This window comes from Pseudaquabacterium inlustre (assembly GCF_038066595.1).
GTDB classification, from domain to species: domain Bacteria; phylum Pseudomonadota; class Gammaproteobacteria; order Burkholderiales; family Burkholderiaceae_C; genus Pseudaquabacterium; species Pseudaquabacterium inlustre.
The window spans coordinates 31,038-50,555 of sequence record NZ_JBBUTH010000004.1; the positions used below are offsets into that span (position 1 = coordinate 31,038).

16 protein-coding genes are annotated in these 19,518 nt (G+C 69.8%); 12 read left to right on the plus strand and 4 right to left on the minus strand.

What is annotated here, in order from left to right; genetic code table 11:
* Window positions 1-86: 86 nt before the first annotated feature.
* Window positions 87-1,751, minus strand: coding sequence for an energy-dependent translational throttle protein EttA (ettA, locus tag AACH10_RS08275; RefSeq protein ID WP_341409917.1), 1,665 nt, complete (start codon window positions 1,749-1,751; stop codon window positions 87-89).
* 70 nt (window positions 1,752-1,821) lie between these two features.
* Window positions 1,822-3,219, minus strand: a complete 1,398-nt coding sequence (gene argH / locus AACH10_RS08280) for an argininosuccinate lyase (RefSeq protein ID WP_341409918.1) — start codon at window positions 3,217-3,219, stop codon at window positions 1,822-1,824.
* Between the two features lie 146 nt (window positions 3,220-3,365).
* Here argH and AACH10_RS08285 point away from each other — a divergent pair, with 146 nt between their 5' ends.
* Entirely contained in the window at window positions 3,366-4,547 is a 1,182-nt protein-coding gene (locus tag AACH10_RS08285) for a sensor histidine kinase (RefSeq protein ID WP_341409919.1), read from the plus strand.
* 65 nt (window positions 4,548-4,612) lie between these two features.
* Window positions 4,613-5,395 carry a LytR/AlgR family response regulator transcription factor gene (locus AACH10_RS08290; protein ID WP_341410433.1) on the plus strand — a complete coding sequence of 261 codons (783 nt, stop codon included), beginning with the start codon at window positions 4,613-4,615 and terminating at the stop codon, window positions 5,393-5,395.
* A gap of 611 nt (window positions 5,396-6,006) precedes the next feature.
* Here AACH10_RS08290 and AACH10_RS08295 read toward each other — a convergent pair.
* Window positions 6,007-6,870 (minus strand): amidohydrolase family protein, encoded by an 864-nt coding sequence (locus AACH10_RS08295; protein WP_341409920.1) that lies wholly within the window; start codon window positions 6,868-6,870, stop codon window positions 6,007-6,009.
* A gap of 182 nt (window positions 6,871-7,052) precedes the next feature.
* Between AACH10_RS08295 and AACH10_RS08300 the strand changes: the two genes are divergently transcribed.
* The 10 genes from AACH10_RS08300 to AACH10_RS08345 all read left to right on the plus strand — a co-directional run bounded on the left by AACH10_RS08300 (window position 7,053) and on the right by AACH10_RS08345 (window position 18,162).
* Window positions 7,053-7,874: a crotonase/enoyl-CoA hydratase family protein gene (locus AACH10_RS08300; protein WP_341409921.1), complete on the plus strand. Its 822-nt coding sequence runs from the start codon at window positions 7,053-7,055 to the stop codon at window positions 7,872-7,874.
* Entirely contained in the window at window positions 7,871-9,775 is a 1,905-nt protein-coding gene (locus AACH10_RS08305; protein WP_341409922.1) for a feruloyl-CoA synthase, read from the plus strand. The genes AACH10_RS08300 and AACH10_RS08305 overlap by 4 nt, the downstream gene beginning before the upstream one ends.
* A gap of 21 nt (window positions 9,776-9,796) precedes the next feature.
* Window positions 9,797-10,570: an SDR family NAD(P)-dependent oxidoreductase gene (locus AACH10_RS08310; protein WP_341409923.1), complete on the plus strand. Its 774-nt coding sequence runs from the start codon at window positions 9,797-9,799 to the stop codon at window positions 10,568-10,570.
* The gene (locus AACH10_RS08315; RefSeq protein WP_341409924.1) at window positions 10,567-10,980 is read left to right on the plus strand and encodes an acyl-CoA thioesterase; all 414 of its coding nucleotides are present in this window, start codon (window positions 10,567-10,569) and stop codon (window positions 10,978-10,980) included. Before AACH10_RS08310 ends, AACH10_RS08315 begins: the two co-directional genes overlap by 4 nt.
* Before the next feature lie 57 nt (window positions 10,981-11,037).
* On the plus strand, window positions 11,038-12,174 hold the full coding sequence (locus AACH10_RS08320; RefSeq protein WP_341409925.1) for an ABC transporter substrate-binding protein: 1,137 nt from the start codon (window positions 11,038-11,040) through the stop codon (window positions 12,172-12,174).
* Between the two features lie 153 nt (window positions 12,175-12,327).
* Window positions 12,328-13,365 carry a branched-chain amino acid ABC transporter permease gene (locus tag AACH10_RS08325; protein WP_341409926.1) on the plus strand — a complete coding sequence of 346 codons (1,038 nt, stop codon included), beginning with the start codon at window positions 12,328-12,330 and terminating at the stop codon, window positions 13,363-13,365.
* A gap of 13 nt (window positions 13,366-13,378) precedes the next feature.
* Window positions 13,379-15,139 carry a branched-chain amino acid ABC transporter ATP-binding protein/permease gene (locus tag AACH10_RS08330; RefSeq protein WP_341409927.1) on the plus strand — a complete coding sequence of 587 codons (1,761 nt, stop codon included), beginning with the start codon at window positions 13,379-13,381 and terminating at the stop codon, window positions 15,137-15,139.
* Window position 15,140: 1 nt separating this feature from the next.
* Window positions 15,141-15,866, plus strand: a complete 726-nt coding sequence (locus AACH10_RS08335; protein WP_341409929.1) for an ABC transporter ATP-binding protein — start codon at window positions 15,141-15,143, stop codon at window positions 15,864-15,866.
* Window positions 15,867-15,907: 41 nt separating this feature from the next.
* Window positions 15,908-17,713: an acyl-CoA dehydrogenase family protein gene (locus AACH10_RS08340; protein WP_341409930.1), complete on the plus strand. Its 1,806-nt coding sequence runs from the start codon at window positions 15,908-15,910 to the stop codon at window positions 17,711-17,713.
* On the plus strand, window positions 17,710-18,162 hold the full coding sequence (locus AACH10_RS08345) for a MarR family winged helix-turn-helix transcriptional regulator (protein ID WP_341409931.1): 453 nt from the start codon (window positions 17,710-17,712) through the stop codon (window positions 18,160-18,162). Before AACH10_RS08340 ends, AACH10_RS08345 begins: the two co-directional genes overlap by 4 nt.
* Window positions 18,163-18,177: 15 nt before the next feature.
* Here the strand turns inward: AACH10_RS08345 and AACH10_RS08350 are convergent, their stop codons facing one another.
* Entirely contained in the window at window positions 18,178-19,341 is a 1,164-nt protein-coding gene (locus tag AACH10_RS08350; protein ID WP_341409932.1) for an aromatic ring-hydroxylating oxygenase subunit alpha, read from the minus strand.
* Window positions 19,342-19,518 lie beyond the last annotated feature (177 nt).

Genomic DNA, 19,518 nt, shown 5'->3' on the forward strand with positions numbered 1-19,518 from the left:
GTGCGGCCGCGCCGCGATGCCCCGCTGGCGCCAGGGCCAGCGATGCGATCAATGGCGGTTTGGGTGGCGCCAGCGGCGCCGTGCCCTCACTTGATGTTCTTGAAGCGCAGGCGGTGCGGACGCGCACCTTCCTCGCCCAGGCGCTTCTTCTTGTCGGCCTCGTACTCCTGGTAGTTGCCGTCGAAGAAGAACCACTTCGAGTCGCCTTCGCAGGCCAGGATGTGGGTGCAGATGCGGTCGAGGAACCAGCGGTCGTGGGAGATCACCATGGCCGAGCCGGCGAACTCCAGCATGGCTTCTTCCAGCGCGCGCAGGGTTTCCACGTCGAGGTCGTTCGACGGTTCGTCGAGCATCAGCACGTTGCCGCCCTGGGCCAGGGTCTTGGCCAGGTGCAGGCGGCCGCGCTCACCGCCCGACAGGCTGCCCACCAGCTTCTGCTGGTCGTTGCCCTTGAAGTTGAAGCGGCCGATGTAGGCGCGGCTGGGCATCGTGAACTTGCCGACCACGATGTTGTCCAGGCCGCCCGAGACGTCTTCCCACACGGTCTTGTCGCCGGCCAGGCCTTCGCGGCTCTGGTCGACGAAGGCCAGCTTGGCGGTCTTGCCGATCTTGACCTCGCCGGCATCGGGCTGCTCGACGCCCTGGATCATGCGGAACAGCGTCGACTTGCCGGCGCCGTTGGGGCCGATGATGCCGACGATGGCGCCCGCGGGCACCTTGAAACTCAGGTCGTCGATCAGCACGCGGTCACCGAAGCTCTTCGTGACGTTGACGAACTCGATGACCTCGTTGCCCAGGCGCTCGGCCACGGGAATGAAGATCTCGTTGGTCTCGTTGCGGCGCTGGTAATCGACGTCGCTCAGTTCCTCGAAGCGGGCCAGGCGCGCCTTGCTCTTGGCCTGGCGGCCCTTGGCATTGCTGCGCACCCACTTCAGTTCTTCCTTCATGGCCTTGGCGCGGGCGTCCTCGGCCTTCTGTTCGCTTTCCAGGCGCTTTTCCTTCTGGTCCAGCCAGTCGGAATAGTTGCCCTTCCAGGGGATGCCGTGGCCGCGGTCGAGTTCCAGGATCCACTCGGCGGCGTTGTCCAGGAAGTAGCGGTCGTGGGTGATGGCCACCACGGTGCCCGGAAAACGCTGCAGGAAGTGTTCGAGCCACTCCACCGACTCGGCGTCCAGGTGGTTGGTGGGCTCGTCCAGCAGCAGCATGTCGGGCTTGGACAGCAGCAGGCGGCACAGCGCCACGCGGCGCTTCTCACCGCCCGACAGCACGCCGATCTTCTGCTCCCAGGGCGGCAGGCGCAGCGCGTCGGCGGCCAGTTCCAGTTGCAGGTCGGTGTTCTCGGAGCCGGCGGCGGCGATGATGGCCTCCAGCTCGGCCTGTTCGGCGGCCAGCTTGTCGAAGTCGGCGTTCTCGTCGGCGTATTCGGCATACACCTGCTCCAGGCGCGCCTTGGCGGCCAGCACGCCGCCGATGCCTTCTTCCACCGCCTCGCGCACGGTCTGCTCGGGGTTGACCAGCGGCTCCTGCGGCAGGTAGCCGATCTTGATGCCGGGCATCGGCACGGCTTCGCCGTCGATCTCCTTGTCCAGGCCGGCCATGATCTTGAGCAGCGTGGACTTGCCCGAGCCGTTCAGGCCCAGCACGCCGATCTTGGCACCGGGGAAGAACGACAGCGACACGTCCTTGAGGATCTGGCGCTTGGGGGGAACCGTCTTGGAGACACGGTTCATCGTGAAGACGTACTGGGCCATGGTGTGGGGCGTGTGGGCTCGAGGTGTCGGAAGCAGGGCGCGCCCCGGAAAAGGGGCGCGGAACCGGTGATTATCCCAGGCGCGCGCGATGACGCGCCACCTGGGCCGCCGCCTGGGCTGGCGCCGTGCCGCCGCGCACGTTGCGGGCGTTCAGGCTGCCCACCAGCGTGAGCACCTCGGGCGCGTCGTCACCCACCAGCGGGTGCAGGGCCTTCAGCTCGTCGAGCGACAGCTCGGACAGGTCGACGCCCTTCTGCAGGCCCAGCTTGACGGCGTGGGCCACCACCTCGTGCGCGTCGCGGAAGGGCAGGCCCTTCTTCACCAGGTAGTCGGCCAGGTCAGTGGCCGTGGCGTAGCCGCGCTGGGCGGCCGCCTTCATCGCGGCGGGCTTGACGGTGATGCCGGCCACCATCTCGGCCATGATGCGCAGGGTGCCGGCCAGCGTGTCCACGGTGTCGAACAGCGGCTCCTTGTCTTCCTGGTTGTCCTTGTTGTAGGCCAGGGGCTGGCCCTTCATCAGGGTGATCAGGCCCATCAGGTGGCCGATGACGCGGCCGCTCTTGCCGCGCGCCAGTTCGGCGACGTCGGGGTTGCGCTTCTGCGGCATGATCGACGAGCCGGTGCAGTAGCGGTCGGCCAGGTCGATGAAGCCGAAGTTCTGGCTCATCCACAGCACGATCTCCTCGGCCATGCGCGAGACGTGCACCATGGTGATCGAGGCCCAGGCCAGGAATTCCATCGCGAAGTCGCGGTCGCTCACGGCGTCCAGGCTGTTCTCGCACACGGCGTCGAAGCCGAGCGCCCGGGCCACGGCCTCGCGGTCCAGCGGGTAGCTGGTGCCGGCCAGCGCGGCGGCGCCCAGCGGCAGGCGGTTCAGGCGCTTGCGCACATCGGCCAGGCGCTCGGCATCGCGCGCAAACATCTCCACATAGGCCAGCAGGTGGTGCGCAAAGCTCACCGGTTGCGCCACCTGCAGGTGGGTGAAGCCGGGCATCACGGTGGCGGTGTTCTTCTCGGCCACGCCGACGAGCGCGCGCTGCATGTCCACCAGCAGCTCGGCCAGCGCATCGATCTCGCCGCGCAGCCACAGGCGCACGTCGGTGGCCACCTGGTCGTTGCGGCTGCGGCCGGTGTGCAGGCGCTTGCCGGCGTCACCCACCAGCTGGGTCAGGCGGGCCTCGATGTTCAGGTGCACGTCCTCCAGGTCGAGCTTCCACTCGAACTGGCCGCCTTCGATCTCGGCGCTGATCTGGGCCATGCCGCGCTGGATGTCGGCCAGATCCTGCGCGCCGATGATGCCCTGCGCGGCCAGCATGCCGGCGTGGGCCAGGCTGCCCTGGATGTCGGCACGCCACAGGCGCTTGTCGAAGTCGACGCTGGCGGTGTAGCGCTTGACGAGCTCGCTCATCGGCTCGGAGAACAGGGCCGACCAGGCCTGGGATTTCTTGTCGAGTTGGTTGCCGGACATGGGTGGGCGGCGCCGGGCGGCGCAGGCGGGGCTGGATGGGGGGAAGGGCGCGTTGCGGCGGCCGGGTGAGGGCCGGCTGGGCCGCTGGCCGGTTCGGGCACGGCGCGCTGCGGCCCGTATTATCCGGCCGCTCCGCCTGCTGCCCGATGCCGCGTCCGTCCGCCTCCCCTGCACCTGCCTCCGGCCCGCCGTCCGGCGCTGTGGCCGGTGCGTCGGTGTCGGATGCGGCCGACAGCGTCTGGCCCGATTCGGCGCACCCGCTGGAGGCGGCGCACCAGCAGGAGGTGATCAGCAGCTTCGATCCCGAGCGCGATGCGGCCGAGGCGCGTGGCCGCGCCGGTGCGCGCGGCCGTGGCTTCGTGCTGTGCCAGCCGGGGCCGACGCTGCGGGTGCTGCTGTTCGTGCAGGGGGCGGTGGCCCTGGGGGTGCTGCCGCTGGCCCAGGGCTGGCGCGAGGCGGTGCTGCACCTCAGCGGCGCGGCCTGCGCCGCGCTGCTGGGCAGCCTGCTGTGGCTGGCGGCGGTGTGCCGCCTGCAGCCGGCGCTGGCGCGCTGGCGCGGCGCGGTGGCGCGGACGGCCGTGTGGCTGCTGGGCGCGCTGGCCGCGCTGGCGGGCTGGGCGCTGGCCCTGGCGCTGGGCGTGACCTTGCCCACCGTCTGGAACGGCAGCGTGGCCGCGCTGGCCGGGGCCGCGATGGCCGGCGTGCTGTGGGCCTGGATCCGCCTGCGTCTGGCGCTGGCGCGGCCGGCCGATGCGCGGGCGCGCCTGTCGGAGCTGCAGTCGCGCATCCGGCCGCACTTCCTCTTCAACGCCTTGAACACCGCGCTGGCCCTGGTGCAGGTGGACCCGGCGCGGGCCGAGCTGGTGCTGGAGGACCTGTCGGCCCTGTTCCGCGCTGCACTGGCCGAAACCGGCGCCGCAGTGACGCTGGACGACGAGATCGACCTGGCGCAGCGCTACCTGGCCATCGAGAAGCTGCGCTTCGCCGACCGGCTGGACCTGCGCTGGGACCTGGACCCCGAGGCCGCCTTCGCCCGCGTGCCGCCGCTTGTGCTGCAGCCGCTGGTGGAGAACGCGGTGCGCCACGGCGTGGAGCCGGCGGCGCGCGGTGGCAAGGTGCTGGTGCGCACGCGGGTGCGGCGCGGCATGGCCGAGGTGGAGGTGATCAACACCCTGCCCGACGAGGCCGAAGCCGGCAGCGCCGCCGGGGCCGGCATGGCGCTGGCCAATGTGCGCGAGCGCCTGCACCTGATGCACGACCTGGCCGCCACGCTGGACACCAAGGTGGAAGACGGGCGTTGGCATGCCCGCATCGCGGTGCCGCTGTGAGCGCGGCAGCAGCCCTGCCCGCGCCGCTGCGGGTGCTGGTGGTGGATGACGAGCCGCTGGCGCGCATGCGGCTGGTGGCGTTGCTGCGGCAGTTGTCGGCCGAGGCGGGTGGCGCCGAGCCGGGCGAGGCAGCCGCCACGATGCCGCGCGCCGAGGTGGTGGGCGAGGCCGGCGATGCCGACGCGGCGCTGGCCCGGCTGGCCGACACGCCCTGTGATCTGGTGCTGCTGGACATCGCGCTGCCGGGCCGCGACGGCCTGCGCACGGCGGCGGCGCTGCGCTCGATGGACCAGGCGCCGCAGGTGGTGTTCGTCACCGCCCATGCCGAGCATGCGCTGGCGGCGTTCGATCTGGATGCCACCGACTACCTGACCAAGCCGGTGCGGCGCGACCGGCTGCAGGCCGCGCTGCTGCGGGTGACGCGGCGGCTGGGCCGTGAGGCCGCGCCGGTGGCGGCCGCGTCAGGCGATGCGTTGCCGGCCAGCACGCCCGCGGCGGCGGGCGACGCGCTGAGCTTCAGCCACCGGGGCCGGGTGCAGCGGGTGCCGCTGGACGAGATCCTGAGCCTGAAGGCCGAGCAGAAGTACGTGCGGCTGAGCAGTCGCACACAAGGGCAGTGGCTGCTGGACGAGTCGCTGTCGGAGCTGGAGCCTCGGCTGGGGCCGGGTTTCTTGCGCGTGCACCGCAACGCCATCGTGGCGCGGGGCGCGGTGCGGGCGCTGGAACGCGGCTCGGATACGGCCGGTCCGCTGCTGGATGGCGAGAACTGGGTGGTGCGGCTGTCGGACGGGCAGGTGCTGGCGGTGTCGCGGCGTCAGGTGGCGGCGGTGAGGGAGGCTTTGCGGTAGCTCCGCGCGGGCTTTCGACGCTTGAACAGGCCGACGTCTGTGCGGGCCAAGCCGTGCCCGGGTGTCCGGCTCCGCTCAACTGCGTGGGTCCGATGCGTTCGCATCGGACTTCGCTGCGGTGCTCGGGCGGGTGGCCCCGCATCGCAACTCGCCCCGTTCGCTCACGCTCACTGTGCTCGAACAGGCGATGCGAGTCAGAAGGTCGATGCGCGCTGGCGCGCGCGGCCACCCGCCCTGCGCTCCTCGCCCACGCAGATTCGCTGCGCCAGACACCCGGGCACGGCTTGGCGGCACGGTTTCCGCGCGCGAATCGGGGCATTCTGCGTTGGCATGCCACGGTGGTGGGGCGATCGGCCCGGGTGGCGGGTGTGGCGGGCCGTGGGAAGCGGCGAGGCGCGCAGGCCTGGGGGCGGCGTGAGGCGGCGAAGCCGAATCACGCTTCGACCGACTGACTCGCCGGACCTGTGCGCAGCCGGCCGCAGGCCGGCGGAGCTAAATGTACGGCGCGCCCCCAGGCCGAGCACCGCAGCGAAGTCGCCGCAGGCGACCGCTTCCGTCGGCCCGACGCGCCCGCCATCCGGGCCGATCGCAGGCTCGGTCGCCCCCAGCCATCAACCCAACTTCAACAACCGCTTCGCGTTCTCTTTCAGGATCAAAGGCTTCACCTTGTCCTTGAAGCCCGCCTCGTCGAAGTCCTTCATCCAGCGCTCGGGCGTGATCAGCGGGTAGTCGCTGCCGAAGAGCATGCGGTCCTTCAGCAGCGTGTTCGCGTACTGCACGAGTTGGGGCGGAAAGTACTTCGGGCTCCAGCCGCTCAGGTCGATCCACACGTTGGGCTTGTGCAAGGCGAGCGACAAGGCCTCGTCTTGCCACGGCCAGCTGGGGTGGGCGACCACGATCTCCATGTCGGGGAAGTCGATGGCCACGTCTTCCAGCAGCATGGGGTTGCTGTTCTGCAGGCGCAGGCCACCGCCGCAGCGCATGCCCGAGCCGATGCCCGAGTGGCCCGAGTGGAAGATGGCCGGCAGCTTGTGCTCGGCGATCACCTCGTAGATCGGCCAGGCCATCTTGTCGTAGGGCAGGAAGCCCTGCACCGTGGGATGGAACTTGAAGCCCTTGACGCCGTGCTCCTCCACCAGGCGACGCGCCTCGCGGGCGCCCATCTTGCCCTTGTGGGGGTCGATGCTGGCGAAGGCGATCATCATGTCGCTGTTCTTCTGCGCCGCCTCGCAGATCTCCTCGTTCGGGATGCGGCGGCGGCCGAGCTGGGCCTCGCTGTCCACCGTGAACATCACCAGGCCGATCTTCTTCTCGCGGTAGTAGGCCACCGTCTCGTCGATGGTGGGCCGGCGGTTGCTGCCGAAGTACTTGTCCGCGGCGCGGTCGTACTCCTCGCCGTAGTTGTCGAACGGGTTCCAGCACGACACCTCGGCATGCGTGTGGATGTCGATCGCGATCAGCTCGTCGGCCTTCATGGCAGGTCCTTGCAGGTGCTCGATGGTTCAGAGATGAAACCAGCCGCGGCTGGCATCGAACGCGATTCTGCGGCGGTGCAGCACGAAATTCTCCAGGGTTTCCCCTGATCATGAATTTCAATCGTTGAACTATCTTTCGGGCCGTTCAGAACCCGATACGCATCATTGAGAGGCCTGCCCGCATGTCTGACGACGCTTTCGCTCCCGCCACCGGCCTGCTGGCCACGCTGGACCTGCTGGAGATTTCGCAGTCGGGCGCGGTGCTGCATGTGCGGCTGAACCGGCCCACCAAGCGCAATGCCATCAGCGACGGCCTGATCGCCCAGTTGCACACCGCCTTCGTGAACCTGCCCGAGGGCACGCGGGCCGTGGTGGTGAGCGGCGCCGGCGACCATTTCTGCGCCGGGCTGGACCTGTCGGAGCTGGTCGAGCGCGACATCCAGGCCGCCATCCTGCATTCGCGCGGCTGGCATGCCTGCTTCGACGCGGTGCAGTTCGGCAAGGTGCCGGTGATCGCCGTGCTGCACGGCGCGGTGGTGGGCGGCGGGCTGGAGCTGGCGGCCTCGTGCCACCTGCGCGTGGCGGAAGACTCGGCCTACTTCGGCCTGCCCGAGGGCCAGCGCGGCATCTTCGTCGGCGGCGGGGGCTCGGTGCGCGTGCCGCGCCTGATGGGCACCGCCCGCATGACCGACATGATGCTGACCGGCCGCGTGTTCGATGCCGACGAGGGCGAGCGCTACGGCGTGGTGAACTACCGCGTCAAAGATGGCGAGGGTCTGGCCAAGGGCATCGCGCTGGCGCGCAAGATCGCCAGCAACGCGCCGATGAGCGCCTTTGCCGTGATGCACGCGCTGCCGCGCATTGCCGAGATGAACCCCGGCGAGGGCCTGTTCGCCGAATCGCTGATGGCCGCCTGCGCCAGCAACACGCCCGAGGCGCAGACCCGGCTGCGCGCCTTCCTGGAAGGCAAGGCCGGCAAGGTGGTGAAGGGGGCCGGGCTGTGAGCGGGCCGGCGCGTTATCGCGATGCCGACGTGGGCGGCTGCGTCGAGGCCACGATCGAGACGCGTGCCGACGGCACGCAGATCCTGCGCTCCACCGACGCGCTGCGCTGGTTTCCCGACCGCCTGACCGATCCGCTGGAGCAATGGGCCGCCGAGGTGCCCGAGCGCACGCTGGTGGCCAAGCGCGATGCGCGCGCGCCGCACCACGGCGACTGGCGGCGTGTGAGCTACGGCCAGTTCCTGCAGCGCATCCAGGCCGTGGGCCAGGCGCTGATCGAGCATGGCCTGTCGGTCGATCGGCCGCTGGCCATCCTGAGCGACAACGACATCGAGTACCTCACGCTGGCCTTCGGCGCCATGTGGGTGGGCGTGCCCTATGTGCCGATCTCGTCGGCCTACTCGCTGATCAGCACCGACTACGGCAAGCTGCGCCACATCGCCAACACGGTGACGCCGGGCATGGTGTTCGCGTCGTCGGCGGCCTATGCCAAGGCCATCGAGGCGGTGTTCGACAAGAACGTGCCGGTGGTGCTGACCGAGGGCAGGGCCGAGGGTGTGCTGGAAGGCCGCGAGGTGCTCAGCGTCGAGCAGATCCTGGCCACCGTGCCGGGTGAGGCCGCGGCCCAGGCCCATGCGAAGGTCGGCCCCGACACCATCGCCAAGTTCCTGTTCACCTCGGGCAGCACCAAGGCGCCCAAGGGTGTGATCAACACGCACCGGATGATCTGCGCCAACCAGCAGATGATCCACCAGTGCCTGAACTTCCTGGCCAAGGAGCCGCCGGTGCTGGTGGACTGGCTGCCGTGGAACCACACCTTTGGCGGCAACCACAACGTGGGCATCGTGGTCTACAACGGCGGCACGCTGTACATCGACGACGGCAAGCCCACGCCCAAGGGCATGGCCGAGACGCTGCGCAACCTGCGCGAGATCTCGCCCACCGTGTACTTCAACGTGCCCAAGGGCTTCGAGGAGATCTCGGCCGCGATGGACACCGACCCGGTGCTGCGCAAGAGCCTGTTCGCCCGCGTCAAGGCGTTCATGTTCGCCGGCGCGGGCCTCAGCCAGGCGGTGTGGGACAAGCTCGAAGCCCAGGCCGAGGCCGAGGTGGGCGAGCGCATCCGCATCATCACCGGCCTGGGCATGACCGAGACCGCGCCCAGTTGCACCTTTGCCGTGGGCACCGATGTCAAGTCGGGCTGGATCGGCCTGCCGGTGCCGGGGGTGGAGGTGAAGCTGGTGCCTGATACCTCGGGCGACCCGCTGGGCAAGACCGAGATCCGCTTCCGCGGCCCCAACGTGATGCCGGGCTACTGGCGCGCACCCGAGCAGACGAACGAGGCCTTCGACGAGGAAGGCTTCTACAAGACCGGTGACGCGGTGAAGTTCGTCGACCCGGCGCACCCCACGCGCGGCCTGGTGTTCGACGGCCGCACGGCCGAGGACTTCAAGCTCAGCACCGGCACCTTCGTCAGCGTGGGGCCGCTGCGCGCCAAGGTCATCGCCGCCGGCCACCCCTGCGTGCAGGACGCGGTGGTGACGGGCCTGAACCGCGACGAGATCGGCCTGCTGCTATTCCCGCGCATGGACGAGGTGCGCAAGCTGGCCGGCCTGAATGTGGAGGGTGGCGATGCGATGCCCTTCCCCGAGGTGCTGCACCTGCCGGCCGTGCGCGCCTTCTTCCAGCAGTTGGCCGACACGCTGTGGGCCAGCGGCACCGGCAGCGCCAACCGCCCGGCGCGCCTGCATGTGCTGGCCGAGCCGCCGCAGATCGACAAGGGCGAGGTCACCGACAAGAACTCGATCAACCAGCGCGCCGTGCTGGCCGCCCGTGCGGCCCTGGTGGAGGCGCTGTACGAAGGGGGCGAGAGCGACCCCTTCCTGATCCTGCCGAAGAAGTGAACACGAAGAAGGGCTGATGCGATGAACATCCAGGGAAAGGTGGCAATCGTCACCGGCGGTGGCTCGGGCCTCGGCGAGGCCGTGGCGCGCGAGCTGGCGCGGCTGGGCGCCAAGGTGGTGGTGCTGGACATCAACGAGGCCGGCGCGCAGCGCGTGGCGGCCGACCTGGGCGCCGATGCGGCGCTGGGCCTGCGCTGCGACATCACCAGCAGCGATTCGGTCACGGCCGCGCTCGATGCCGCGCAAGCGCGCTTCGGCGTCGCGCGCATCGTGATGAACATCGCCGGCATTGGCACCGCCAAGCGCGTGATCCAGCGCGACGGCTCGCCGGCGCCGCTGGAAGACTTCGAGCGCGTGGTGCGCGTCAACCTGATCGGCACCTACAACGTCACCCGCCTGGCCGCGTCGCGCATCGCGCAGGCCGAGCCGCTGGCCGATGGCGAGCGCGGCGTGGTGGTCAACACGGCTTCCGTGGCGGCCTTCGACGGCCAGGTGGGCCAGCAGGCCTATTCGGCCAGCAAGGGCGGCGTGGTGGGCATGACGCTGCCGATGGCGCGCGACCTGGCGCAGTTCGGCATCCGCTGCTGCACCATCGCGCCGGGGCTGTTTGCCACGCCGCTGATGCAGGAGCTGCCCGAGGCCGTGCAGCAGTCGCTGGCGCAGAGCATCCCGTTCCCCAAGCGCCTGGGCCGCCCCGACGAGTTTGCTGCGCTGGCCGCGCACATCATCACCAACGTGCACCTCAATGGCGAGGTCATCCGCCTGGACGGCTCGCTGCGGATGGCGCCGCGATGAGCCAGGTGCATGTCCACCGTGTCGAGGTCTGCTTCGGCGACTGCGACCCGGCCGGCATCGTGTTCTTCCCCAACTTCTCGAAGTGGATGGACACGGCCTCGCTGGCCTTCTTCATGGCCTGCGGCGTGCCGCCCTGGCGCGAGCTGGTGAAGACGCGCGGCATCATCGGCACGCCGCTGCTGGAGATCCACACGCGCTTCCTGAAGCCCGCCACCTATGGCGAGACGATCGAGATCCACACCAGCGTGGAGGAGTGGGGCCGCAAGACCTTCCGCCACCGCCACCTGGTGCGCCGCGGCGATGACCTGCTGTGCGAAGGCACCGAGACCCGCGCCTTCTGCGTGCGCGAGCCCGATGGGCGCATCCGTTCGATTCCCATTCCCGAGGACATCCAGGCGCTGTGCCTGTGAGCGTCCGTCCCCGTTCCGTGTTCCCCCACCCCTGACCGTGCTCCGAGGAGACAAGCGATGAAGCCGATCAAGACCCTGCTGGCCACCGCCGCCATGCTGCTGGCCGCCGCACCCGCGCTGGCCGACATCAACATCGGCGTGAGCCTGTCGCTCACCGGCCCAGGCTCGGGCCTGGGCATCCCGATGCAGAACCAGCTCAAGCTGTTTCCGAAGACCATCGCCGGCGAGAAGGTCAACCTGATCATCCTCGACGACGCCACCGATCCCGGCAAGGGCGCCACCAACGCCCGCCGCTTCATCAGCGAAGACAAGGTCGACCTGATCATCGGTTCGTGCATCACCGCCGTGGCCGCGGCCATGTCGCCGGTGGCCACCGAGGGCAAGACGGTGCAGCTGGCCGCCTCGCCGGTGGGCCTGCCGCCGGGCCAGGACGGCTGGGTGTTCCGCCTGCCGCAAAGCAACGACGTGATGGCCCACGCCGTGTTCGGCCACATGAAGAAGCTGGGCATCAAGACCGTGGGCTTCCTGGGCTACACCGACGCCTATGGCGAACTGTGGCTGAAGGCCGCCACCGCCGAGGCCGAGAAGAACGGCATCAAGATCGTGGCCACCGAGCGCTTCGCGCGCACCGACACCTCGGTGACCGCGCAGGCGCTCAAGCTCACGTCGGCCAACCCCGACGCGATGCTGATCGTGGCCTCGGGCTCGGGCGCGGCCATGCCGCACAAGGCCGTGGTCGAGCGTGGCTACAAGGGCAAGATCTACCAGACCCATGCCGCGGCCTCGATGGACCTGATGCGCGTGGGCGGCAAGGACGTCGAGGGCGCCTACGTCGTCTCCGGCCCGGCCACGGTGGGCGACATCCTGCCCGACAGCCACCCCAGCAAGGCCGTGTCCAAGGCCTTCCTGACTGCCTACGAGAAGGTGTACGGCAACAACACCGCCAACCAGTTCGCCGGCCATGCCTACGACGCGCAACTGATCCTGGAGAAGGCCGCGCCGATGGCCCTGAAGAAGGCCAAGCCCGGCACGCCTGAGTTCCGCGCCGCGCTGAAGGACGCGTTCGAGACCATGGGCCGCACCGTGCTGGCCCACGGCGTGCTGAACTGGACGCCCGACAACCACTGGGGCTACACGATGGAAACCGGCGTGATGCTCCAGGTGAAGAACGCCGACTGGGTGCTGGCGAACTAAGCCGCTTGCCCCACCACCCGAGGTGCGTGCCGCCTCGGGTTCTCCCTAGGCTTTTTGACATCCCTCAGCCGCCGCCAGCTTCTTATCATCGACCGACTGGTCGGTAGGTGATCTGCGGCAAACCGCTTGCAGCATCCCGGCACTGGATTTCGCATGGACTTCTCGATCGCAAGCATCCTGGCGCTGGACGGCGTCACCAACGGTGCGGTGTACGCGCTGCTGGCGCTGGCCACCGTGCTGGTGTTCGCCGTCACGCGCGTGATCTTCATCCCGCAGGGCGAGTACGTGGCCTTCGGCGCGCTGACGCTGGCGCTGCTGCAGCAGGGCCAGGTGCCGGGCACGGTGTGGTTCCTGCTGGTGCTGGCCGGCTGCGCGGCGGTGGCCGACGTGGCCGATGGGCTGAAGCACCACCAGAGCCTGTCGCGCATCGCACGCCGCGTGACCGGCAGCACGGTGTACCCGGTGCTGATCTCCCTGGTGGCCATCTGGGCCGCACCGCAGAAATTTCCGCTGCTGGTGCAGGCGGCGCTGACGCTGGCGCTGGTCACGCCTTTCGGCGGTCTGCTGTACCGGCTGGCCTACCAGTCGCTGGCCGATGCCTCGGTGCTGGTGCTGCTGATCGTCTCGGTGGGCGTGCACTTTGCGCTCACCGGCCTGGGCCTGTTGTTCTTCGGCGCCGAGGGCTTCCGCAACCCCAGCTTCTGGGACGAGCGCTTCAGCGCCGGCCCGCTCACCTTCAGCGGCCAGACGCTGATCATCATGCTGGCCTCGGTGGCGCTGATCGTCGCGCTGTGGCTGTTCTTCGAACGCAGCCTGTACGGCAAGGCGCTGCGCGCCACAGCCGTCAACCGCCTGGGCGCACGGCTGATGGGCATCAGCAGCGAGTCGGCCGGCAAGCTGACTTTCACGCTGGCCGCCTTCATCGGCGCGCTGTCGGGCCTGCTGATCGGCCCCACCACCACGGTGTTCTACGACTCGGGCTTCCTGATCGGCCTGAAGGGCTTCGTGGCCGCGGTGTTCGGTGGCCTGGCCAGCTACCCGATGGCGCTGGTGGGCGCGATCGGCGTGGGCCTGCTGGAAAGCTTCGGCTCGTTCTGGGCCAGCGCCTTCAAGGAAGTGATCGTCTTCTCGGCCATCGTGCCGGTGCTGTTGTGGCGAAGCCTGCGCGACCCGCACGCCGAAGAACATTGAACGGGCCGTCGCCATGCAACGCTTTGCCTTTCCCGCCTTCGCAGCCCTGATGCTGCTGCTGCCGGCCCTGCCGGTGCCCGAGTTCTGGATCACCCAGCTCAACTACATCGGCCTGTACGCCATCGTCTCGCTGGGCCTGGTGCTGCTCACCGGCGTGGCCGGCCTCACCTCCTTCGGCCAGGCCGCCTTCGTTGGCATGGGCGCCTACACCTCGGCATTTCTCAGCGTCAAGCTGGGCATCTCGCCGTGGCTGGCGCTGTTCGTCGGCGTGGGCCTGTCGGTGGTGGTGGCGCTGGTGCTCAGCGCGATCACGCTGCGCATGTCGGGCCACTACCTGCCGCTGGCCACCATCGCCTGGGGCCTGGCGCTGAACTACACCATGGCCAACATGGAGTTCCTGGGCAAGTACGACGGCATCCTGGGCATCCCGGCACTCGAGATCGCCGGCGTCAGCCTGGGCTCGGGCCGCGGCATCTGCGTGCTGATCTGGGCCGTGGCGCTGGCGGCCGCACTGGCCGTCACGCACCTGCTGGACAGCCGGCCGGGCCGCGCCATCCGCGCGCTCAAGAGCGGTACCACCATGGCCGAGGCCATGGGCATCTCCACCTTCCGCTACAAGGTCATCATCTTCGTCATCGCCGCGGTGCTGGCGGCCATCTCCGGCTGGCTGTTCGCGCACTTCCAGCGCACGGTCAACCCGTCGCCCTTCGGCATCCACAAGGGCATCGAGTACCTGTTCATGGCCGTGCTGGGCGGCGTGGGCCATGTCTGGGGTGCCTTCCTGGGCGCGGGCGTGGTCAAGATCGTCGAAGACCAGCTGCAGGTGCTGCTGCCCAAGCTGATCGGTGCCTCGGGCAACTTCGAGATCATCGTCTTCGGCCTGGTGCTGGTGGCGGTGCTGAAGTACGCGCCCGACGGCCTGTGGCCCTTCGTGGCCCGGTGGTTCCCGGCCCCGCAGCGCAAGCGCGACTGGGACGGCGCCCCGGCCCTGCCGGCGCGGAGCAAGCCGCAACGTGGCGAGGCCCTGCTGCAGGTGGACGCGGTGCGCAAGGAGTTCGGCGGCCTGGTGGCCGTCAACGATGTCAGCTTCGAGATCAGGGCCGGCGACATCATGGGCCTCATCGGCCCCAACGGCGCCGGCAAGAGCACCACCTTCAACCTGGTCACCGGCGTGTTGCCGCTCACCCGCGGCGCGGTGCGCTTCCGGGGCGAGGCGGTGGGCGGCCTGCCCTCGCGCGAGATCGCGCGGCGCGGCATGTCGCGCACCTTCCAGCACGTGAAGATGATCCCCGAGATGACGGTGCTGGAGAACGTGGCGCTGGGCGGCTACCTGCGCAGCAGCTCGGGCACCGTGAAGGCCATGCTGCGGCTCGACCGCGCCGAGGAGAAGCGCCTGTTCGCCGAGGCCGAGGCGCAGTTGAAGCGCATCGGCATGGCCGAGCAGATGCACGAGCTGGCCGGCAACCTGGCACTCGGCCCGCAGCGTCTGATGGAGATCGCCCGTGCGCTGTGCACCGACCCGGCCCTGCTGCTGCTGGACGAGCCCGCCGCCGGCCTGCGCCACAAGGAGAAGCAGGCCCTGGCCGAGGTGTTGCGGCAGTTGAAGCGCGAGGGCATGAGCATCCTGCTGGTCGAGCACGACATGGACTTCGTGATGGGCCTGGTGGATCGCATCGTGGTGATGGAGTTCGGCACCAAGCTGATCGAGGGCACGCCGGCCGAGGTGCAGGCCAGCCCGGTGGTGCGCGCCGCCTACCTCGGGACGGAACATTGAGATGACTGCTTTGTTGCAAGTGAATGCCCTCCACGCCGGCTACGGCCGCGCCGAGGTGCTGTCGGGCCTGAACTTCCAGCTGGCCAAGGGCCAGGTGGTCACCATCATCGGCCCCAACGGCGCCGGCAAGAGCACCACGCTGAACGCGCTGATGGCGGTGCTGCCCTCACGCGGCCAGATCGTGTTCGACGGCACCGACCTGGCCGACGTCACGCTGGAAGAACGCGTGATGCTGGGCATGGCCCTGGTGCCCGAGAAGCGCGAGCTGTTCGGCACCATGCCGGTGGAGGACAACCTGGTGCTGGGCGGCTGGCGCGCGATGAAGCAGGGCCGCGAGTGGAAGGACGCGCTGGAGCGCGTGTACACCACCTTCCCGCGCCTGAAGGAGCGCCGCGCGCAGCTGGCCGGCACGCTGTCGGGCGGCGAGCGCCAGATGCTGGCCGTGGGCCGCGCGCTGATGTCCGGCCCGAAGCTGCTGATGCTGGACGAGCCCAGCCTGGGCCTGGCGCCGCTGATCGTGCGCGAGATCTTCCGCATCATCGCCACGCTGCGCGAGCAGGGGGTTTCGATCCTGCTGGTGGAGCAGAACGCCCGCGCCGCGCTGGAGGTGGCCGACCACGGCTACGTGCTGGAGACCGGCGCCTTCGCGCTGGAAGGCCCGGCCGCGCAGTTGGCCGACGACCCGCGTGTCGTCGAGACCTATCTCGGCGCCAAAAAGCACGATTGACCGGCGCGGGCGTTGGCCCGCCAGCCCAGGGAGCTTCAACGATGTGGACCTACCAGGCCCCGGTGGCCGACATGCTGCATGTGCTGGTGCAGGTGCTCGACGCACCGGCCCAGTGGGCCACGCTGCCCGCCCATGCCGATCTGGACGCCGACACGGCGGGCCAGGTGCTGGCCGAGGCCGGCCGCTTCGCCTCGGGCGTGCTGGCGCCGCTGAACGCCAGCGGCGACCGCGAAGGTTGCCGCTGGTCGCCCGAGGGCGTGACCACGCCCACCGGCTTCCGCGAGGCCTGGGCCGCGTATGTCGAGGGCGGTTGGCCGGCGCTGGCGGCCCCGGTGGCCGATGGCGGCCAGGGCCTGCCCGAGGCGCTGAACATGCCGCTCAACGAGATGATCGCGGCCGCCAACCACGGCTGGACCATGTACCCCGGCCTGCTGCACGGCGCCTGCGAGGTGGTGCGCCATGATGCCGTGCCCGAACTGCGCGCGCGCTACCTACCACCGATGGTGAGCGGCCAGTTCCTGGCCACCATGTGCCTCACCGAGCCGCAGGCCGGCAGTGACCTGGGCCAGGTGCGCACCCGCGCCGAGGTGGTGGGCGGTGCCCCGGCGGCCAACGGCGTGCCGGTGCGCATCAGCGGCAGCAAGATCTTCATCAGCGGCGGCGACCACGACCTCACCGACAACATCGTGCACCTGGTGCTGTGCCGACTGCCCGATGGCGGCGCGGGCAGCAAGGGCCTGTCGCTGGCGCTGGTACCCAAGTTCTTGCCCGATGGCAGGCGCAACGCCGTGCACTGCGACGGCATCGAGCACAAGATGGGCATCCACGGCAGTGCCACCTGCCAGATGCGCTTCGACAACGCCGAGGGCTGGTTGATCGGCCAGCCGCACCGCGGCCTGGCAGCCATGTTCCGCATGATGAACTCGGCGCGCCTGCATGTGGCCATGCAGGGCCTGGGCCACCTGGACGCCGCCACGCAGAACGCCTGGCGCTATGCGGCCGAGCGGGTGCAGATGCGCGCGCCGTCGCGGCCGGAAGGGGCGGTGCCGGGGCCCGGCGCCGATCCCATCGCCTGGCACCCCGCCATGCGCCGCCTGCTGCTGGGCCTGCAGGCCCGCACCGATGCCGCCCGTGTGGTGGCCCTGCATGGCGCCATGCTGCTGGACGAGGCCGAACACCATCCCGAGCCCGCGCGCCGCGCCGCCGCGGCCGCTCAGGTGGCCATCCTGACGCCGGTGGCCAAGGCCTTCTTCACCGAACTGGGCCACCGCGGCGCCGACGAGGCGCTGCAGGCCTGGGGCGGCTATGGCTTCGTCGCCGAGTTCGGCATCGAGCAGACGGTGCGCGACAGCCGCATCGCGATGATCTACGAGGGCACCAACGAGATCCAGGCCATCGACCTGGTGCAGCGCAAGTTGCTGGACGACGGTGGCGCGCGCGCCGAGGCGCTGATGGCCGGGCTGGCCGAAGAGGCCGCACGGTGCCGCACCGAGCCGGCGCTTCAGCCCTTTGCCGAGGCCCTGGACGGGCAACTGGCCGCCTGGCGCCAGGCCCAGGCCGCGCTGCTGGCCGGCCGCGAGGGCGATGCCGAGTACCCGCTGCGCGTGGCCGACGACATGCTGGCCGGCGTGGGCCATGCGCTGTTCGCGTGGGCCTGGGCGCGCATCGCACGCACCGCGCTGGACCCGGCGCGCGCGCCGGCGCCCGGTGGCCGCAGCGCGCAAGCCTGGCTGGACGTGGCGCGCTATGGCATCGACTGGCTGCTGCCGCAGGCCCAGGTGCACTGGGCGCGTGTGGGTCGCCAGGCCGCGGCGCTGCCGCATCTGGCGCAGGCGGGTCAGGGATGATCTCGCGCACCGAGACGCCGCAGCTGTCGCTGGGCGCGCTGGAGGACATCCTGGGCTTTCACCTGGCCACCGCCACGGTGACCACGATGGACACCTTCGAGCGCCATGTGGGCACGCCGCTGAACCTGCGCAAGGTGGAGTACTCGCTGCTGCTGCTGCTGCTGGCCAACGGCCCGCTGGCACCCAAGCGCCTGGGTCGCGCGCTGGCGCTGTCCGCGCCCAACCTGACGCTGCTGCTCGACCGACTGCAGCAGCGCGACCTGATCCGCCGCGAACGCAGCGAGTCCGACCGCCGCAGCCACAACATCGTGCTCACCGACGAAGGCCGCCAGCTCGCCGAGACCGGCGCGCAGGCCGCCGACCCGATGGAGCGCGAACTCGACAGCCGCCTCACCCGCGCCGAGCGGCTGATGCTGATCGAGTTGCTGAGGAAGGTGGCGGCCCGATAGCTCAGGCCCCCGGGCTCACCAGGGGGCGCGGCCCATGCCCATGACGCGGCGATACCACTCATGGAAGTGGCGCATGCCGTCTTCCATCGGGCTCTGGTACGGGCCGGCCTCGTCATCGCCGCGCTCCATCAGCGCGCGGCGGCCGGCGTCCATGCGCTCGGCGATCTCGTCGTCCTCGATGCAGGTTTCCATGTAGGCGTCCTGCTCGCTCTCGATGAACTCGCGCTCGAAGGCGGCGATCTCCTCGGGGTAGTAGAACTCCACCATGTTCAGCGTCTTCTGCGGCCCCTTGGGGTACAGCGTCGAGACGACCAGCACATGCGGATACCACTCGACCATGATGTTCGGGTAGTAGGTCAGCCAGATCGCGCCCTGCTTGGGCGGCGCGCCGTTGCCCAGCGCCAGCACGGCCTCGTGCCAGCGCTTGTAGGCGGGCGAGCCGGCCTGGCGCAGCGAGTCGTTGATGCCCACGGTCTGCACCGAGTGGTGGGGGCTGAACTCCCACTTCAGGTCGTCGCAGGTGACGAAGCGGCCCAGGCCGGGGTGGAACGGGCCGACGTGGTAGTCCTCGAGGTAGACCTCGATGAAGGTCTTCCAGTTGTAGTTGCACTCGTGGATGTGAACCTTGTCGAGCACATAGCCGGTGAAGTCGAGGTCGGCGCGCGGGCCCACCTGGCCGAGCTCGGCGCCGATGTCGCGGCCGTTGTCCTCGAACACCATGCCGTTCCAGCTGCGCGTGCGGTAGCGGTTCAGGTCCAGGCAGGGGTCGTGGTCGAACAGCGGGGCGCCCAGCAGCTTGCCTTGCATGTCGTAGGTCCAGCGGTGCAGCGGGCACACGATGTTGCCGCCGCCGCCGTTGGTCTGGGTGTTGCCGCGCCCGCGCAGCATCACCGCCTGGCGGTGGCGGCAGACGTTGGAGATCAGCTCCACGCCTTGCGGCGTGCGCACCAGCGCACGGCCTTCGCCTTCCTGCGGCAGCGCGTAGAAATCTCCCACCTCGGGCACCGCCAGCTCGTGCCCGAGGTAGCGCGGGCCGTGCTGGTAGATCAGCTCCATCTCGCGACGGAACAGCTCGTCCGAGAAATAGGTGGTGACAGAGAGTTGCGAGCGCGCCGACCGTTCATCGACAGGATGCTGGCTGCGCGCAAGAGCTTCGAGACGAGTGCTCAGGTCCGACATGATCCCCTGGATCTCCGGCAAAGGATGTCAAAAACCCCCCACCCGGTGGCCCCGCGGGATGGGACTGATGATGAAAACGGCCACCTCGCGAGACGCGGGGTGACCGTTGGGGCGCGATTGTAGCCCGAGCTGGGGAGGTGCCCCTGCGGCGGGTCAGCGGGGCGTCGGGCGGCTTGA

What these genes read in the sequence shown, in the direction of transcription:
- AACH10_RS08300 (WP_341409921.1), top strand. Translation starts at nt 7,053, where the DNA reads ATGTCTGACGACGCTTTCGCTCCCGCCACCGGCCTGCTGGCCACGCTG.
- AACH10_RS08310 (WP_341409923.1), top strand. Translation starts at nt 9,797, where the DNA reads ATGAACATCCAGGGAAAGGTGGCAATCGTCACCGGCGGTGGCTCGGGC.
- AACH10_RS08325 (WP_341409926.1), top strand. Translation starts at nt 12,328, where the DNA reads ATGGACTTCTCGATCGCAAGCATCCTGGCGCTGGACGGCGTCACCAAC.
- AACH10_RS08285 (WP_341409919.1), top strand. Translation starts at nt 3,366, where the DNA reads ATGCCGCGTCCGTCCGCCTCCCCTGCACCTGCCTCCGGCCCGCCGTCC.
- AACH10_RS08335 (WP_341409929.1), top strand. Translation starts at nt 15,141, where the DNA reads ATGACTGCTTTGTTGCAAGTGAATGCCCTCCACGCCGGCTACGGCCGC.
- AACH10_RS08330 (WP_341409927.1), top strand. Translation starts at nt 13,379, where the DNA reads ATGCAACGCTTTGCCTTTCCCGCCTTCGCAGCCCTGATGCTGCTGCTG.
- AACH10_RS08340 (WP_341409930.1), top strand. Translation starts at nt 15,908, where the DNA reads ATGTGGACCTACCAGGCCCCGGTGGCCGACATGCTGCATGTGCTGGTG.
- AACH10_RS08315 (WP_341409924.1), top strand. Translation starts at nt 10,567, where the DNA reads ATGAGCCAGGTGCATGTCCACCGTGTCGAGGTCTGCTTCGGCGACTGC.
- ettA (WP_341409917.1), bottom strand. Translation starts at nt 1,751, where the DNA reads ATGGCCCAGTACGTCTTCACGATGAACCGTGTCTCCAAGACGGTTCCC.
- AACH10_RS08290 (WP_341410433.1), top strand. Translation starts at nt 4,613, where the DNA reads ATGCGGCTGGTGGCGTTGCTGCGGCAGTTGTCGGCCGAGGCGGGTGGC.
- AACH10_RS08350 (WP_341409932.1), bottom strand. Translation starts at nt 19,341, where the DNA reads ATGTCGGACCTGAGCACTCGTCTCGAAGCTCTTGCGCGCAGCCAGCAT.
- AACH10_RS08320 (WP_341409925.1), top strand. Translation starts at nt 11,038, where the DNA reads ATGAAGCCGATCAAGACCCTGCTGGCCACCGCCGCCATGCTGCTGGCC.
- AACH10_RS08345 (WP_341409931.1), top strand. Translation starts at nt 17,710, where the DNA reads ATGATCTCGCGCACCGAGACGCCGCAGCTGTCGCTGGGCGCGCTGGAG.
- AACH10_RS08295 (WP_341409920.1), bottom strand. Translation starts at nt 6,870, where the DNA reads ATGAAGGCCGACGAGCTGATCGCGATCGACATCCACACGCATGCCGAG.
- argH (WP_341409918.1), bottom strand. Translation starts at nt 3,219, where the DNA reads ATGTCCGGCAACCAACTCGACAAGAAATCCCAGGCCTGGTCGGCCCTG.